Below are 14,454 nucleotides of genomic sequence, written 5' to 3' on the forward strand. Positions count from 1 at the left end.
TGCATCATGGCCCTGAAAATCGCTTCCCGCTTCCGCCGGCTGCTGCAGCGCCCCGGCTCGATCGATCTCGGCCCGTACGAACGGCTCACCCAGCTGGTCGGCGAGGCGGAGGAATCGGTCCTCTCCCTGACCGACGAAGAGCTCACCGAGGCGGTCGCGGAGCTGCGGACCACCGGCGGGCTGCACGAGGACGAGCAGATCGAGTTCCTCGCGCTGGCGCGGGACGCGGGCAAGCGGGCGATCGGCGAGCGCGCGTTCGACGGCCAGGTCGTCGGCGCGCTCGCGATGCTGCAGGGCCGGATCGTCGAGATGGCCACCGGTGAGGGCAAGACGCTGGCCGGCGCGATCGCCGCGGCCGGGTATGCCGTCGGCGGTCGTCGGGTCCACGTGCTGGCGGTCAACGACTACCTGGCCAAGCGCGACGCCGAGTGGATGGGCCCGGTGTACGAGCTGCTCGGCGTCACCGTGTCGCACGTCGGCCAGGCGTCCACTCCGCAGGAGCGCCGCGAGGCGTACCAGGCGGAGGTCTGCTATGTCCCGGTCAGCGAGATCGGCTTCGACGTGCTGCGGGACCGTCTCGTCACCGACGTGGCGGACCGGGTCACCGTCGAGCCGGACGTGGCGCTCGTCGACGAGGCCGACTCGGTGCTGATCGACGAGGCCCGGGTGCCGATGGTGCTGGCCGGCGCGACCCGCAACGAGGCCCTCGACGACGACGTCGTCCAGCTGGTCCGGACGCTGCGCGCGGGTGTCGACTACGAGATCGACGGCGACGGCCGCACCGTGGCCCTCACCGACCGCGGCACGGACAAGGTCGAGTCGGCCCTCGGCGAACGCGCAGCCGCAGCAGCAACCGAGCCGGCGACCGAGACAGCTGAGGCAGCCGAGGCAGTCGAGGCAGTTGAGGCCGACGAGACAGCTGAGGCCGACGAGGCAGCTGAGGCCGACGAGGCAGCTGAAGGCGACGAGCCGGCTGAGGACGTGGACGGCGAGGCTGAGGTTGCGGCCGAGCCCGAGCGTCCGAAGTACAACCTGTACGACGACGAGAACCTCGACCGGCTGACCCAGATCAACGTCGCGCTGCACGCCGAGGTGCTGCTGCGCAAGGACGTCGACTACCTGGTCCGCGACGGCAAGGTCAGCCTGATCAACAACAACCGCGGCCGGATCGCGAAGCTGCAGCGCTGGCCCGACGGTCTGCAGGCCGCCGTCGAGGCGAAGGAAGCGGTGCCGGTCAGCGACTCCGGCGAGGTGCTCGACAGCATCACCGTGCAGGCGCTGATCAAGCGTTACAAGTCGCTGTGCGGCATGACCGGTACGGCCGTCGTGGTCGGGGAGTCGCTGCAGGAGTTCTACGACGTCGAGGTCGCCGTCGTCCCGCCGAACAAGCCGAACATCCGCAAGGACGACCCGGACCGGCTGTACCTGACCGTCGCCCAGAAGAACGAGGCACTGGTCAAGCACATCGGCGAGGTGCACGAGACCGGCCGGCCGATCCTGATCGGGACGCACAGCGTCGAGGAGTCCGAGCAGCTCAGCGACCAGCTCGCGGCGGCCGATATCGAGCACGTCGTCCTGAACGCGAAGAACGACGCCGAGGAGGCGGCGATCATCGCGGAGGCCGGCGTGCCGGGCACGGTGACCGTGTCGACCCAGATGGCCGGCCGCGGTACCGACATCCGGCTCGGCGGCAAGGACGAGACGCACGACAAGGACAAGGCCATCGAGCTCGGCGGCCTGTACGTGATCGGTACCGGTCTGCACGCGTCGCGACGGCTGGACGACCAGCTGCGCGGTCGCGCCGGGCGGCAGGGCGACCCGGGCGGATCGCTGTTCTTCGCGTCGCTCGCCGACGAGCTGGTGACGCGGTACTCGGTCTCGTCCGGTCTCCGGCCGCACCCGGACGAGACCGGGCGACTGACCGACCGCAAGTCGATCGGGATGCTGGAGCACGCGCAGCGGGTCGCGGACGGAGCCAATGCCGAGCTGCACCGGACCACGTGGCAGTACAACCGGCTGACGGGGCAGCAGCGCGCGATCCTGCTCGAGACCCGCGAGAAGGTGCTGACCGAGGATCTGGCCGCGACCGAGCTGGCCGAGCGTGCCAAGGAGCGGTACGACGAGCTGGTCGACGAGGTCGGCGAGGACGTGGTGAAGAGCGCGGCGCGGCGGATCGCGCTGCGGCACCTGGACCGGCGCTGGACCGACCACCTGGCCTACCTCGCGGACCTGCGCGAGGGCATCCACCTGCGCTCGCTGGCCGGCGGCATCGTGCACCTGAAGCCGATCGACGAGTTCAACAAGTCGGCGATCGCGTCGTTCGACACGCTGATCGAGGACGCCTGGAAGGACGCGGCCGAGACGTTCGCGGACGCCGAGATCGGCTCCGACGGCCTGAACGAGGAGGCCAGCGGGATCCCGCGGCCGACCGCGACCTGGACGTACCTGGTCAACGACAACCCGTTCGGCACCGAGGCCGACCGGATCCTCGGCCGCCTCCGGAACGCGATCAAGCCGGAGTCGGGCGCCGAGCCCGAGGAGATCCTCGCCGAGGAGTTCGACGCGGACGAGCTCCCCGAGGAACTGCGCGACCTCGACGACGAGGACCTCCCCGAGGAGCTCCGCGGGGCCGAAAGCGACGATGACGACGCTGACGACGACGAGGCTGCGAAGAAGAAGGACTGAGACTTTGGTCTAGGGGTGAACAGCCGTCGGCTCGATGCCGGCCGGCGGCAGCCTCGGCGAAGCTCGCTGCATGCCCACGCACAGAGGCCCCTGGCTGCTCGTCGTCGACATCGCCCTCCCGCTCGCGCTGTTCTACGGTCTCAAGGCGCTCGGAGCGAGTGACCTGACCGCACTGGTCGTCGGTGTGGTCCCAGGGCTGATCAGTTCGGCGGTCTCGCTGGCGCGCACCCGGCGTACCGACCTGCTCGGGATGGCCGTGGTGATCAGCATGGCGGCGAGCACGGTCGTCGCGGTGATGGGTGGGGACGCACGCCTGCTGCTGGTCCGCAACGCGTGGATCAGCCTGCCGTTCGCGGGCATCACCTTGTGGTCGCTGCGGCACCCGCAACCGATGACGTACGTCGTGACCCGGGCGCTGTTCGCGCGCCGGGCCGCGGTGCTGGACCGGCTCTGGGAGACGAACGCGCGGTTCCGCGACGCGTGGAAGTGGATCACGGTGTGGTGGGGGATCGCCACGATCATCGACGGGATCGTGCGCGTCGTGGTGGCCTACACGCTCCCGATCTCCGTGGTCCCGGCGACCGACCCGGTGATCACCGTCGCGACGATCGTCGTCCTGCAGGTCCCGACGCTGGTCCTGCTGCGACGCAGCGGAACATGGCACCTCGTGTTCGCCCCTCGGCGTCCTACAGTCGGGTAGGTGACCGACTACGTTACGCAAGACCGCATGCGTGAACTGCTCGACTCCGGCGAGGCGACGCCGATGCTCGCGGAGATGGAGGTCGGTCCGACCTGGTACGCCGGGCGCTGGTGGTACATCCCGGTCGAGGCGGCGGAGGACGCCGACTACCAGCCGGCCGACCCGGAGAAGTCCGAGCGGTTCGACCGGCTCAAACGCCGCGCGGAGGCGGTCGAGCGAGTTCAGGCCGAGCTGGACGGCCGGCAGTGATCCCGCGGGCCGAACGGCGGGAACCCACCCGGGACGAGCTGGCCGCCGCCCAGCAGGTGGTGGACCTGTTCGCCGCTGAGGCCCTTCTGGCCCTCGATCGGTACGAGCGGTCGTACCCGGCGCGGGCGAGCGACCAGGCGCGCAGAACCGCGGACCGGCTCGCGTATTGGTGGCTCCGGCTGGACCTGGACGACGTACGCCTGGATCCGGAGGGGTCCGACGCCGAACAGATCCTGGCCGCGGCGGCCGATCTGTCGCGACCCCGACAACCAATGGGGACTCAGTCTCGAGGAGGCGTCCGCCCAGGCGGTCAACCGGGCCGCGACGGACGGCCGGACGATGCCGACCACCACCGTCGCAGACCTCCGCAAGGAGTTCGAGGACGCGTACGGCGGGCGAGCGGCTGTGCCTGCCCGCGACGACGAGTGGCTCGGGCAGTCCCTGACCCGGCTGGGCCGCGCCTGCGTGCTGCGGGACGTGATCGCCGAGGGGGCGCAGGTCAGGGTCAGTGAGCCGCTGCGGCGGGCTGCCGACGACCTGGTCCGCCAGGGGCAGCAGTTCATGGACGATCGCCGTTACCTCGCCCGGAAGCAGGAGGCGCCGATCGACCGGCGTCCGACGCTCCTTCGGCAGGCGAGGATCACCGGGGCGTTCTTCGCCTACAGCGCGGGAGTGGGGCTGACCGGTGCGCCGCTCTGGGCCGAGGTGGCGATGCGGGTGCCGGCGATCGCGCTGTACGTCAAAGGAACCACCGATGCCTGGCGGGACCACGACCAGGCTGTCGCGACCCGGCTCGATCCCGCGCAGGCCCAACTGCGTTCCGTACGCAAGGGCATCGCCGATTCGCTCGACACCCCGCCGCCGGCGACTCGCCGTGACGCCCGCAGCCTTCGCAGCTCGCACAACCGACCCGGCGGGCCCAGCCGGTAGCCGCGTCGCCGGATGGGAGATCTGTCGGCGGGCCTGGTTAGGCTTCTGGCGTGAGTGATGGGTTGTTCGATCTTCCTGGTGCGCCGGCGCCTGCCCGCGGTGGCGGCAGTCTGGCGGACATGGACCACACGGCGGCGCCGCTGGCGGTGCGGATGCGGCCGCGGAGCCTCGACGAGCTGGTCGGTCAGCAGCACCTGCTGGCGCCGGGCTCGCCGTTGCGGCGGCTCGTGGAGGGCGACCAGCCGATGTCGCTGCTGCTGTGGGGTCCCCCGGGGACCGGGAAGACCACGATCGCGGCGGTCGTGTCGCATCAGACCAACCGGAAGTTCGTCGAGCTGTCGGCGGTCACCGCGGGGGTGAAGGACGTGCGGCAGGTGATCGACGGCGCGCGCCGGGACCTGTCCCGCGCATCCGGCGCGGTCGAGACCGTGCTGTTCATCGACGAGGTCCATCGCTTCACCAAGGCCCAGCAGGACGCGTTGCTTCCCGGTGTGGAGAACCGCTGGGTCACCCTGGTCGCGGCCACGACCGAGAACCCCTTCTTCAGCGTCATCTCACCGCTGCTGTCCCGCAGTCTGCTGCTCACGCTCGAGTCGCTCACGGACGACGACATCTCCACCCTGCTCGACCGCGCGCTCGTCGACGAACGCGGGCTGGACGACGAGTTCGAGCTCGCGGCCGACGCCCGCGACCACCTGCTCCGGATGGCCGGCGGCGACGCCCGCCGCGCCCTCACCTACCTGGAGGCCGCGGCCGGCGGAGCCCGCGCCAAGCACGAGCAAGCGCTGAAGTACGCCTCGGCCGAGCAGGACGAGCAGGACGAGCCGGCCGAGCAGGACACTGCCGAGCGGGCGGTGATCGATCTCGTCACGTTGGAGACGGCCGTCGACCGGGCCGCCGTGCGGTACGACCGGGCCGGAGACCAGCACTACGACGTGGCATCGGCGCTGATCAAGTCGATCCGGGGATCCGACGTCGACGCCGCGATGCACTACCTGGCCCGGATGATCGAGGCGGGGGAGGACCCGCGGTTCATCGCCCGCCGGCTGGTGATCTCGGCCAGCGAGGACATCGGCATGGGCGACCCGACCGCGCTCGGCGTCGCCGTCGCGGCCGCGGAGGCGGTCCAGCTGATCGGGATGCCGGAAGCCCGCATCAACCTCGCGCAGGCGGTCGTCGCGCTCGCGCTCGCGCCCAAGTCCAACGCCGTGATCACGGCCGTCGACGCCGCGATCGCGGACGTGAAGGCCGGCAAGGTCGGCCCGGTGCCGCCGCATCTGCGGGACGCGCACTACGCCGGCGCGAAGAAGCTCGGCCACGGCTCGTCGTACCAGTACTCGCACGACGACCCGCGCGGCATCGTCCCGCAGCAGTACGCGCCGGACGTGATCGACGGCACCGACTACTACAAGCCCACCCGCCGCGGCGGCGAGGCGTCGTACGCCGACCGGGTGGCGGCGATCCGGAAGATCCTGCGGGACCGTTAGCGAGTCACCACACACCGTGAGCTTCGATTGAAGCGTATGAATTGGGTAGGCTGCCTCTCGGCCTGGGGGTGAAGGGTTTTCTCGTGAGGCAGTTCCGCCTAGGTCGACATGCACGGAAGTTCGGAGCACGGCACAGCCGTCGGCAGCTACCGCTCCTGAAGCTCGGCGTTCTCGCGGCAGTCGTGGTCGCGGCCGCCGGCGCCTGGTTCTTCGTCCCGACCGGATCGCACAACACCGCCGAGTCGCAGCCGCCGTCCTCTGTCGGCGCCTCGACCCCGCCGGACGGCCGGTCGGAAGGTACGTCGCGGTCGAGCGCCCGGCCGTCGCTCCCGGTCGGCAAACCCCTGCAAGCCGGTACGCCGTGGAGCACGGCCTGGACCCCGGCCACCCCGTGGACAGCGGCCGCGCCGGACAGCTCGACCGCCGGTACGACGACGCCCGGCTCTCCGACCGGGACGACCGGCACCCCGAGCGACCCGGCGACGACAACCCCGACCACCGGCACGACGGGAACCCCGGCGGCGCCGACGACCGCCGCTGCCACGGGCACTCCGTCCACAGGTACCCCGGCAACGGCCGCCCCGAGCACCACCAGCGCCACGCCGAGCACCACCCCGACCACCCCGGCCGTGCCGAGCACGAGCCCGCCGACGTCCGGTACGACGACCGCCACCCCGTCGGCGACCCCGAGCAGCACCCCGGCCGTGGTCTACAAGAACTGCGCCGAGGTCCGCGCCGCCGGCAAGGCGCCGCTGTACCGCGGCGACCCCGGCTACACCGCGGCCCTGGACCGCAACGGCGACGGAATCGCCTGCGAGAACGGGAACTCCTAGGAACTCGCACGTCCCCGGTGCTGCGGTTTGGTGGGGGACTGTGATGTGAGGGATGGTGTCCTGGAGCGGAGTGTGACAGCGCCGCGCGATAAGGTCAGGCGGTCCACAGTGACGCGGAGAGTCGCGCAGAGTCGCGGAGAGTTCGCGTCAGGTCGCATGAGGTCGCTACGGAAGGTGGATCGTTTCCATGAGCGTCGGTGAAGTCGCGGGGCTGATAGCCGCCTGCGCGCTGCTCATCCTGGTGGGTCTGCTGGCCTATCCGATCCTGAAGCTCGGCAAGGTGTTCGACGAGACCCGGATCATGGTGAAGGGCGTCTCCGACTCCAGTGTCCCGCTGCTCGGCGAGGTGACCACCACGGTGGCGACCACCAACGCCCAGCTGGCGAAGGTGGACACGATCACCGACAACGCCACCACCGTGACCACCAACGCGGCCGCGCTGATGTCGCTGTTCTCGGCCACCGCCGGCGGCCCGCTGGTGAAGGCGGCCGCGTTCACGTACGGCGTACGGCGGGCACTCGGTGAGCAACAGCGCAAGGACGTCGCCAAGCGCGTCAAGGACGAGATGAAGGCCGAGCGGAAGGCACGGAAGCGGTGAAGCGGATCTTCTGGCTGATCGTCGGGATCGCCGTCGGCGTCTACGCCGTCACCCGGCTGAAGAAGCGCGCTCAGATCCTCGCGCCGGAGAGCGTCCAGGAGTCCGCGGCCAAGCTGGCCGCCGCGGTCCGGCACTTCGGCGACCAGGTCCGCGAGGGCATGGCCGAGCGGGAGACCGAGCTGCGCGACGCGCTGGGCATCGAGAACACCAACGATCGTGAGGACTACCGGTAACACCCATGGAAACCAGTGAGATCAGGCGGCGGTTCCTGCAGTACTTCGAGGACCGCGGCCACACCGTGGTGCCGAGCGCGCCGCTGCCGTCGCCGGACCCGAACCTGCTGTTCAACGTCGCCGGCATGGCCCAGTTCGTGCCGTACTTCGTCGGCCAGCAGACCCCGCCGTACCCGCGGGCGACCAGCGTGCAGAAGTGCGTGCGGACCCTCGACATCGACGAGGTCGGCAAGACCACCCGGCACGGCACGTTCTTCCAGATGAACGGGAACTTCTCCTTCGGCGACTACTTCAAGGACAAGGCCATCGAGTACGCCTGGGAGCTGGTCACCAAGCCCCAGAACGAGGGCGGCTACGGGTTCGACGAGTCGGTCCTCTACGCCTCGGTGTACTACGAGGACGACGAGGCGATCGACATCTGGAAGCGGGTCGCCGGCCTGCCCGACGACCGGATCGTCCGGCTCGGCATGAAGGACAACTTCTGGTCGATGGGCATCCCCGGCCCGTGCGGCCCGTGCTCGGAGATCCTGATCGACCGCGGCCCCGAGTTCGGCGCCGACCGGGACTGGGAGGCGGGCGACCGCTACCTGGAGTTCTGGAACCTGGTCTTCATGCAGAACATCCGCGGTGAGGGCGGCGGCAAGGACGGCTACCCGATCCTCGGCGAGCTGCCGAAGAAGAACATCGACACCGGTCTCGGCCTGGAGCGGGTGGCCTACCTGCTGCAGGGCGTCGACAACATGTACGAGATCGACGAGATCTACCCGGTGATCGAGAAGGCGACCGAGCTGACCGGCCGCAAGTACGGCGCGGTGCACGAGGACGACGTCCGGTTCCGGGTCGTCGCGGACCACGTCCGCAGCGCGCTGATGCTGATCGGCGACGGCGTCACGCCGGGCAACGAGCAGGGCGGGTATGTACTCCGCCGCCTGCTGCGCCGGGCGATCCGCTCGATGCGCCTGCTCGGCTACGAGGACCCGAGCCTGGTCGAGCTGCTCCCGGTGAGCCTGGAGCAGATGCAGAAGTCGTACCCGGAGCTGGTCACCGACTTCGGCCGGATCAGCCAGGTCGCGTACGCCGAGGAGGAGGCGTTCCGCCGCACCCTCACGGCCGGTACGACGATCTTCGACGTCGCCGTCAAGGCGACCAAGGAGAGCGGCGCGCACCAACTGGAGGGTGCGAAGGCGTTCCAGCTGCACGACACGTACGGCTTCCCGATCGACCTGACGATCGAGATGGCGGCCGAGCAGGGCCTGAACGTCGACACCGAGGGCTTCCGCTCGCTGATGAAGGAGCAGCGCGAGCGGGCCAAGGCCGACGCGCGCGCGAAGAAGGCCGGCCACGCGGACACGTCGGGCTACCGGGAGCTGCGGGAGAAGGGCGTCACCGAGTTCACCGGGTACCAAGAGCTCTCGTCGGACTCGCAGGTCCGCGGGCTGCTCCGGGACGGCGCGGTCGCGCAGTTCGCCGAGCAGGGCGAGACCGTCGAGGTCGTGCTCGAGAAGACCCCGTTCTACGCCGAGTCCGGCGGCCAGATCGCCGACGAGGGCCTGATCACCGGTGACGGCCTGAAGCTGAAGGTGCTCGACGTGCAGCGGCCGGTCAAGGGCCTGATCGTGCACAAGGTCGAGATCCTCGAGGGCGTCCTGCGTCCGGGCGAGGACGTGCACGCGGCCGTCGACCACGAGTGGCGGGTCTCGGCCTGCCAGGCGCACTCCGGCACGCACGTCGTGCACGCCGCGCTGCGCCAGGTGCTCGGCCCGAACGCGCTGCAGAGCGGTTCGTACAACAAGCCCGGCTATCTGCGACTCGACTTCGCATGGTCGTCGGCGCTGGACGCGGCGACCCGGTCGGAGATCGAGGAGGTCGCGAACCTCGCGGTCCGGCAGGACCTCCCGGTGTCGGCGCAGTACATGTCGCTGCCCGAGGCCCGGGAATGGGGTGCGCTGGCGCTGTTCGGCGAGACGTACGACGAGCAGGTCCGCGTGGTCGAGATCGGCGGGCCGTGGTCGCGTGAGCTCTGCGGCGGCACGCACGTGAAGCACTCGTCGCAGGTCGGCGCGCTGACCGTCACCGGCGAGTCGTCGGTCGGCGCCGGGGTCCGGCGGATCGAGGCGTTCGTCGGCATGGAGGCGCTGCACTACCTCGGCCGCGAGCGGGCGCTGGTCCGGCTGCTGAGCGAGAACCTGAAGGCCCGTCCGGAGGAGTTGCCCGCCAAGGTCGCCGACCTGGCCGAGCGGCTGCGGGTGGCCGAGAAGGAGCTCGAACGGGTCCGCGCCGCGCGGGTGCTGGAGGCCGCGGCCGAGCTCGCGAAGGACCCGAAGGACGTCTTCGGCGTCCAGTACGTCGGCCACCGCGCACCCGACGGCGTCAACGGCGGCGACCTGCGCAAGCTGGCGCTGGACGTCCGCGGCCGGATGGGCAACGACAAGCCGGCCGTTGTCGCCGTGCTGAGCGTGAACGACGGCAAGCCCGGCGTGGTGATCGCGCTCAACGACACCGCTCGCGAGTGGCGGCTGAAGGCCGGCGACCTCGTCCGGGTCGCGGCCGAGAAGCTCGGCGGCCGGGGCGGCGGCAAGGACGATGTCGCGCAGGGTGGCGGCACGGACGCGGCCGGTGCCGACGACGCGCTGAGCGCCGTCGAGCACGCCATCGGTCACCAGGTGACCGGCTGAGAGACGGCTGAAAGAGATGGCCAGATGAGACGTGGCGTGCGGATCGCGCTGGACATCGGGGACGCCCGGATCGGCGTCGCCAGCAGCGATCCACACGGGATCTTGGCGACGCCTGTGGAGACCGTCCGGCGTGGTCCCGGCGATCTGGATAGGATCGCGGCACTCGCCGCCGAACTGGAGGCGTTCGAGATCGTGGTCGGGCTGCCGCGTTCCCTGTCCGGGGGCGAGGGGCCGGCCGCGGTGAAGATCCGGGAGACGGCGGAGCAGGTGCGGGACAAGGTGCACGAGAAGGACACCGGAACGACGGTGCGGCTGGTGGACGAGCGGTTCACCACCGTCACCGCCGAGCGGATGTTGCGGGAACGGGGAAAGAAGGGCTCGAAGCGACGGGCCGTGGTCGACCAGGCCGCGGCGGTCGTGATTCTCCAGCACGCGCTCGACCTCGAGCGCGAGACCGGCAACCCACCCGGGAGGCCCCTGTGAACGGACCGTCGGTAGACGAACACACCAGCGAGGGCGAGGACCTCGGCAGCGGGCTCGGGCTGCGCGCCGAGTCCCGCGTGGAGCGGCGCGCCAACCGGCGCCGCGCCCGCGGCCGGCGCGCGTTCGGCTGCTTCGCCGGCCTGGTCTCGCTGCTCGTCGTCGGTGCCCTGGTGGCCGGCGCGGTGGTCGGCTTCGGCAAGGGTAAGGACGCGCTCGAGGGGCTGTTCTCCGCGCCCGACTACGAGGGCGCCGGCACCGGCACGGTGGTCGTCGAGATCAGCAAGGGCCAGGCGACCGCGTCGATCGCCGACACCCTGGAGAAGAAGGAGGTCGTGAAGAGCGCCCGCGCCTTCGAGCGGGTGGCCCGCGACGACCCGCGCTCACTGCAGATCCAGGCGGCGACGTACACGCTGCGCAAGCACATGTCGGCCAAGGCCGCACTGGATCTGATGCTGAACACGGCCGAGTCGGTCAGGGTGGCCCGCATCAGTGTCCCGCCCGGCAAGACCAAGGCCGAGGTCGCGCTGATCCTGCAGGGCTCGAAGCTCAAGCTGCCGGCCGGCGCCGCCGCGGGCGCGATCGCCAAGCCGGCCACGCTCGGCCTCCCGGCATACGCGCACAACAACGTCGAGGGCTTCCTGGCCCCAGGGACGTACGACGTGCCGAAGAACGCCACCGCGACCACGATGCTCAAGCTGATGACCGCGGAGTACGCGAAGAACGCGGCCTCGCTGGACCTGGTGAACACGGCGTCGCGGAAGAAGCTCGACCCGTACCAGGCGGTCATCGTGGCCAGCATCATCGGCGCGGAGACGAACAAGCCGCAGGACTACGCCAAGGTCGCCCGGGTGATCTACAACCGGCTGGCGGCCGGGATGAAGCTGCAGATGGACTCGACGGTGCACTACGTGGTCGGCAAGGACGGCGGCGTCTACACCACGCCCGAGCAGCGCCGGACGGACTCGCCTTACAACACCTACCTGTACAAGGGTCTGCCGCCGACGCCGATCAACTCGCCGACCCGGGACGAACTGCGGGCCGCGATCAACCCGGCCCAGGGCTCCTGGCTGTACTTCACGCTGATCAACCTCGACACCGGTGAGACCGCCTTCGCGAACTCGGCCGAGGAGCACGAGGTGAACGTGAAGAAGTTCCAGACCTGGTGCCAGGCGCACAAGGGCCGGTGCTGATGACGCGGTGCGCGGTGCTCGGTTCGCCGATCGCGCACTCGCTGTCGCCGGCGATGCACCGGGCCGCGTACGCCGCCCTCGGCCTGGACTGGCGGTACGACGCGTACGAGGTGGAGGAAGCCGAGCTCGCCGGTTTCGTGGCGGGCCTCGGTCAGGACGTCCGTGGGCTGTCGCTGACGATGCCTTTGAAACGCGTTGCGCTCGACCTCGTGGACACGGTGGACCCGGTCGCGGAGCTGATCGGCGCGGCGAACACGATGCTGCTCGAGCCGGACGGATCTCGGTCGGCGCACAACACCGACGTACCGGGGCTGGTGAACGCGTTCGCCGAGCGCGGCATCACCGCCGCGGACTCCGCGGTCGTGCTGGGCGGCGGAGCGACGGCAGCCTCGACCCTGGCCGCGCTGCGCGGTCTGCGGGTCAGCGAGGTCACCCTCGTCGTCCGTGACGTCGCCAAGGCCGAGCGCCTGCGCGACCTGGCCGCGGAGCTCGGGCTCCGGACGGCGGTCGCGGACTTCTCGCAGGTCGAGCAGATCGGCGGCTTCGACCTGTGCGTGTCGACACTGCCCGGCGGCGCGGCCGACCCGTGGGCCGAGCACTTCGCCGGCGTCGCGCCGGTGGTGTTCGACGTGGCTTACCACCCGTGGCCGACCCGGCTCGCGATCGCGGCGCACCGGGTCGGTACGGAGTTGTTGAACGGACTTGATCTGCTCGTGCATCAGGCGACCCTCCAGGTGGAGATGATGACGGGTAGGTCGCCGGCTCCTCTGGCGGCCATGAGGGCTGCCGCGCGTGAGGAGCTCGGGGATCGTGAGCCTGCTTGACCGTCGCACCGTTCTGAAAGCCGGCGGCGCCGTTTGGGTCGGCGGAGCCGTGGGCACAGTGGCCGGCTGCGGCGACTCGACGAACGACACCGGAGGTACGGCGAGCCCGTCGCAGACCCCGAGCGCCACCCGTTCGACGACAGCTCCGCCGAGCACCAATTCTTCCGCGACGCCGAGCACAACCCCGAGCACGACACCGGGCGGCAGCCCCGGCACGTCGGCGCCGACGCAGACGGCGGCCGGGCCGAACTGGAACACCTTCGCCAGGTCACTGAAGGGCCGCCTCTACCTGCCCTCCACCTCGGGGTACGCCGCCGCGCACCAGCTCTTCAACCCCCGCTGGGACAGCGTCCGCCCGACTGCGGTGGTGAAGGCGGCGAACCCGGCCGACGTGCAGAAGGCGATCGACTTCGCCCGCACCAACAAGCTCGTCCTCGTCGCGAAGAGCGGCGGCCACTCGTACGTCGGCGCGTCGACGATCGCCAACGGCCTGCAGCTCGACGTCGGCGGCCTGAAGACCATGAGCTACGCGAACGGGGTCCTCACGGTCGGCGCCGGAGCCCGCCTGTACGACGTCCACGCGTTCCTCGACCGCTACGGCCGGTCGCTGCCGACCGGCACCTGCCCGACCGTCGGCGTGGCCGGCCTGACCCTCGGCGGCGGGATGGGGATCCACACGAGGACCTACGGTCTGACCTGTGACCGGGTCGTGTCGATGGGTGTGGTCACCGCGGACGGCAAGGCGCACACCGTCAGCGCCGGCTCCGAGCCCGAGCTGTTCGCCGCGCTGCGCGGCAGCGGCGGCGGCAACCTGGGGGTGGTGACGTCGTTCCAGTTCGCCACGATCCCGGCGACGAGGCTCGGGTTCTTCCGGCTGACCTGGCCGGAGTCGCAGGCCGCGGCCGTCGTCCGTGGTTGGCAGAGGTTCGCCCAGAGCGCTCCCACCACGGTCTGGGGCAACCTGCACATCGATGCCAAGAGCAACGGAACGCTGTTGGTCCGGGTGCTCGGCGTGTCCACGACCGGCGACGCGACCGCGGCGGCCGCGCAACTGGAGTCGTTCGTCGGCGCGAAGGCGTCCGCGCGGACACTGTCGGTCAAGTCGCACCTGGAAGCGGTCAAGTACCTCGGCGGCGGTACGACGAGTCCGCGCCAGGGATTCCTCGCCGGTTCCGACGTGCTCAAGGGCCCGATGGACGCCGCGACGATCACCGGGCTCCTCGGCGTGGTGAAGTCCGCCGCACGGGCCGGGACTCCGGCGTCGGCGATCCTCGACCCGCTCGGCGGACAGGCCGCGAAGACGCCGGCCGGCGGATCGTCGTGGCCGTGGCGGAGCGCCCTGGCCGTCATCCAGTGGTACTCCTCGGCGCAGAACACTGGCGCGCAGACCTTCATCGCGAACGGTCACCGGGCCGTGCGCGGGTTCTCCGCCGGCGGCTACGTGAACTACGTCGAGACCGGCCGGGCGGTCAGTTCGTACTACGGCGCGAGCGCGGCGAAACTGGATGCCGCGAAGAAGAAGTACGACCCGTCGAACTTCTTCCACACGCCGTACACCTTCGGCTAG

Annotated in this window: 14 protein-coding genes; 13 read left to right on the forward strand and 1 reads right to left on the reverse strand. The window is 70.6% G+C overall.

The window, feature by feature from the left end:
- Nucleotides 1–6 precede the first annotated feature (6 nt).
- From ABZX12_RS09910 to ABZX12_RS09920, 3 genes are all read left to right on the forward strand, one after another.
- Nucleotides 7–2,685: an accessory Sec system translocase SecA2 gene (locus ABZX12_RS09910; RefSeq protein ID WP_355691625.1), complete on the forward strand. Its 2,679-nt coding sequence runs from the start codon at nucleotides 7–9 to the stop codon at nucleotides 2,683–2,685.
- 70 nt (nucleotides 2,686–2,755) lie between these two features.
- Nucleotides 2,756–3,385: a VC0807 family protein gene (locus ABZX12_RS09915; RefSeq protein WP_355691627.1), complete on the forward strand. Its 630-nt coding sequence runs from the start codon at nucleotides 2,756–2,758 to the stop codon at nucleotides 3,383–3,385.
- Nucleotides 3,386–3,634, forward strand: a complete 249-nt coding sequence (locus ABZX12_RS09920) for a hypothetical protein (RefSeq protein WP_355691629.1) — start codon at nucleotides 3,386–3,388, stop codon at nucleotides 3,632–3,634. It abuts the gene before it with no gap.
- Here the strand turns inward: ABZX12_RS09920 and ABZX12_RS09925 are convergent.
- Nucleotides 3,607–3,987: a hypothetical protein gene (locus tag ABZX12_RS09925; protein WP_355691631.1), complete on the reverse strand. Its 381-nt coding sequence runs from the start codon at nucleotides 3,985–3,987 to the stop codon at nucleotides 3,607–3,609. The genes ABZX12_RS09920 and ABZX12_RS09925 overlap by 28 nt on opposite strands.
- Between ABZX12_RS09925 and ABZX12_RS09930 the strand changes: the two genes are divergently transcribed.
- From ABZX12_RS09930 to ABZX12_RS09975, 10 genes are all read left to right on the forward strand, one after another.
- On the forward strand, nucleotides 3,974–4,564 hold the full coding sequence (locus ABZX12_RS09930; protein WP_355691633.1) for a hypothetical protein: 591 nt from the start codon (nucleotides 3,974–3,976) through the stop codon (nucleotides 4,562–4,564). The two genes, ABZX12_RS09925 and ABZX12_RS09930, sit on opposite strands and share 14 nt — an antisense overlap.
- A 50-nt stretch (nucleotides 4,565–4,614) precedes the next feature.
- Complete coding sequence (locus tag ABZX12_RS09935) at nucleotides 4,615–6,051, forward strand: replication-associated recombination protein A (RefSeq protein WP_355691635.1); 1,437 nt, start codon at nucleotides 4,615–4,617, stop codon at nucleotides 6,049–6,051.
- An 83-nt stretch (nucleotides 6,052–6,134) separates the two neighbouring features.
- A complete protein-coding gene (locus ABZX12_RS09940) occupies nucleotides 6,135–6,884 on the forward strand; it encodes an excalibur calcium-binding domain-containing protein (RefSeq protein WP_355691637.1) in 750 nt (249 codons plus the stop codon).
- 187 nt (nucleotides 6,885–7,071) lie between these two features.
- Nucleotides 7,072–7,482, forward strand: a complete 411-nt coding sequence (locus ABZX12_RS09945) for a DUF948 domain-containing protein (RefSeq protein ID WP_167209706.1) — start codon at nucleotides 7,072–7,074, stop codon at nucleotides 7,480–7,482.
- On the forward strand, nucleotides 7,479–7,715 hold the full coding sequence (locus ABZX12_RS09950; protein WP_355691639.1) for a DUF6167 family protein: 237 nt from the start codon (nucleotides 7,479–7,481) through the stop codon (nucleotides 7,713–7,715). The genes ABZX12_RS09945 and ABZX12_RS09950 overlap by 4 nt, the downstream gene beginning before the upstream one ends.
- Nucleotides 7,716–7,720: 5 nt before the next feature.
- Nucleotides 7,721–10,390: an alanine--tRNA ligase gene (gene alaS / locus ABZX12_RS09955; RefSeq protein ID WP_355691641.1), complete on the forward strand. Its 2,670-nt coding sequence runs from the start codon at nucleotides 7,721–7,723 to the stop codon at nucleotides 10,388–10,390.
- Nucleotides 10,391–10,414: 24 nt separating this feature from the next.
- The gene (gene ruvX, locus ABZX12_RS09960; protein WP_355691643.1) at nucleotides 10,415–10,873 is read left to right on the forward strand and encodes a Holliday junction resolvase RuvX; all 459 of its coding nucleotides are present in this window, start codon (nucleotides 10,415–10,417) and stop codon (nucleotides 10,871–10,873) included.
- On the forward strand, nucleotides 10,870–12,063 hold the full coding sequence (mltG, locus tag ABZX12_RS09965; RefSeq protein WP_355691645.1) for an endolytic transglycosylase MltG: 1,194 nt from the start codon (nucleotides 10,870–10,872) through the stop codon (nucleotides 12,061–12,063). Before ruvX ends, mltG begins: the two co-directional genes overlap by 4 nt.
- Nucleotides 12,036–12,887: a shikimate dehydrogenase gene (locus ABZX12_RS09970; RefSeq protein WP_355691647.1), complete on the forward strand. Its 852-nt coding sequence runs from the start codon at nucleotides 12,036–12,038 to the stop codon at nucleotides 12,885–12,887. Before mltG ends, ABZX12_RS09970 begins: the two co-directional genes overlap by 28 nt.
- Nucleotides 12,874–14,454 (forward strand): FAD-dependent oxidoreductase, encoded by a 1,581-nt coding sequence (locus tag ABZX12_RS09975; RefSeq protein WP_355691649.1) that lies wholly within the window; start codon nucleotides 12,874–12,876, stop codon nucleotides 14,452–14,454. The genes ABZX12_RS09970 and ABZX12_RS09975 overlap by 14 nt, the downstream gene beginning before the upstream one ends.

The sequence above is a fragment of the Kribbella sp. NPDC003505 genome, from assembly GCF_040610875.1.
Taxonomy (GTDB): Bacteria; Actinomycetota; Actinomycetes; order Propionibacteriales; family Kribbellaceae; genus Kribbella.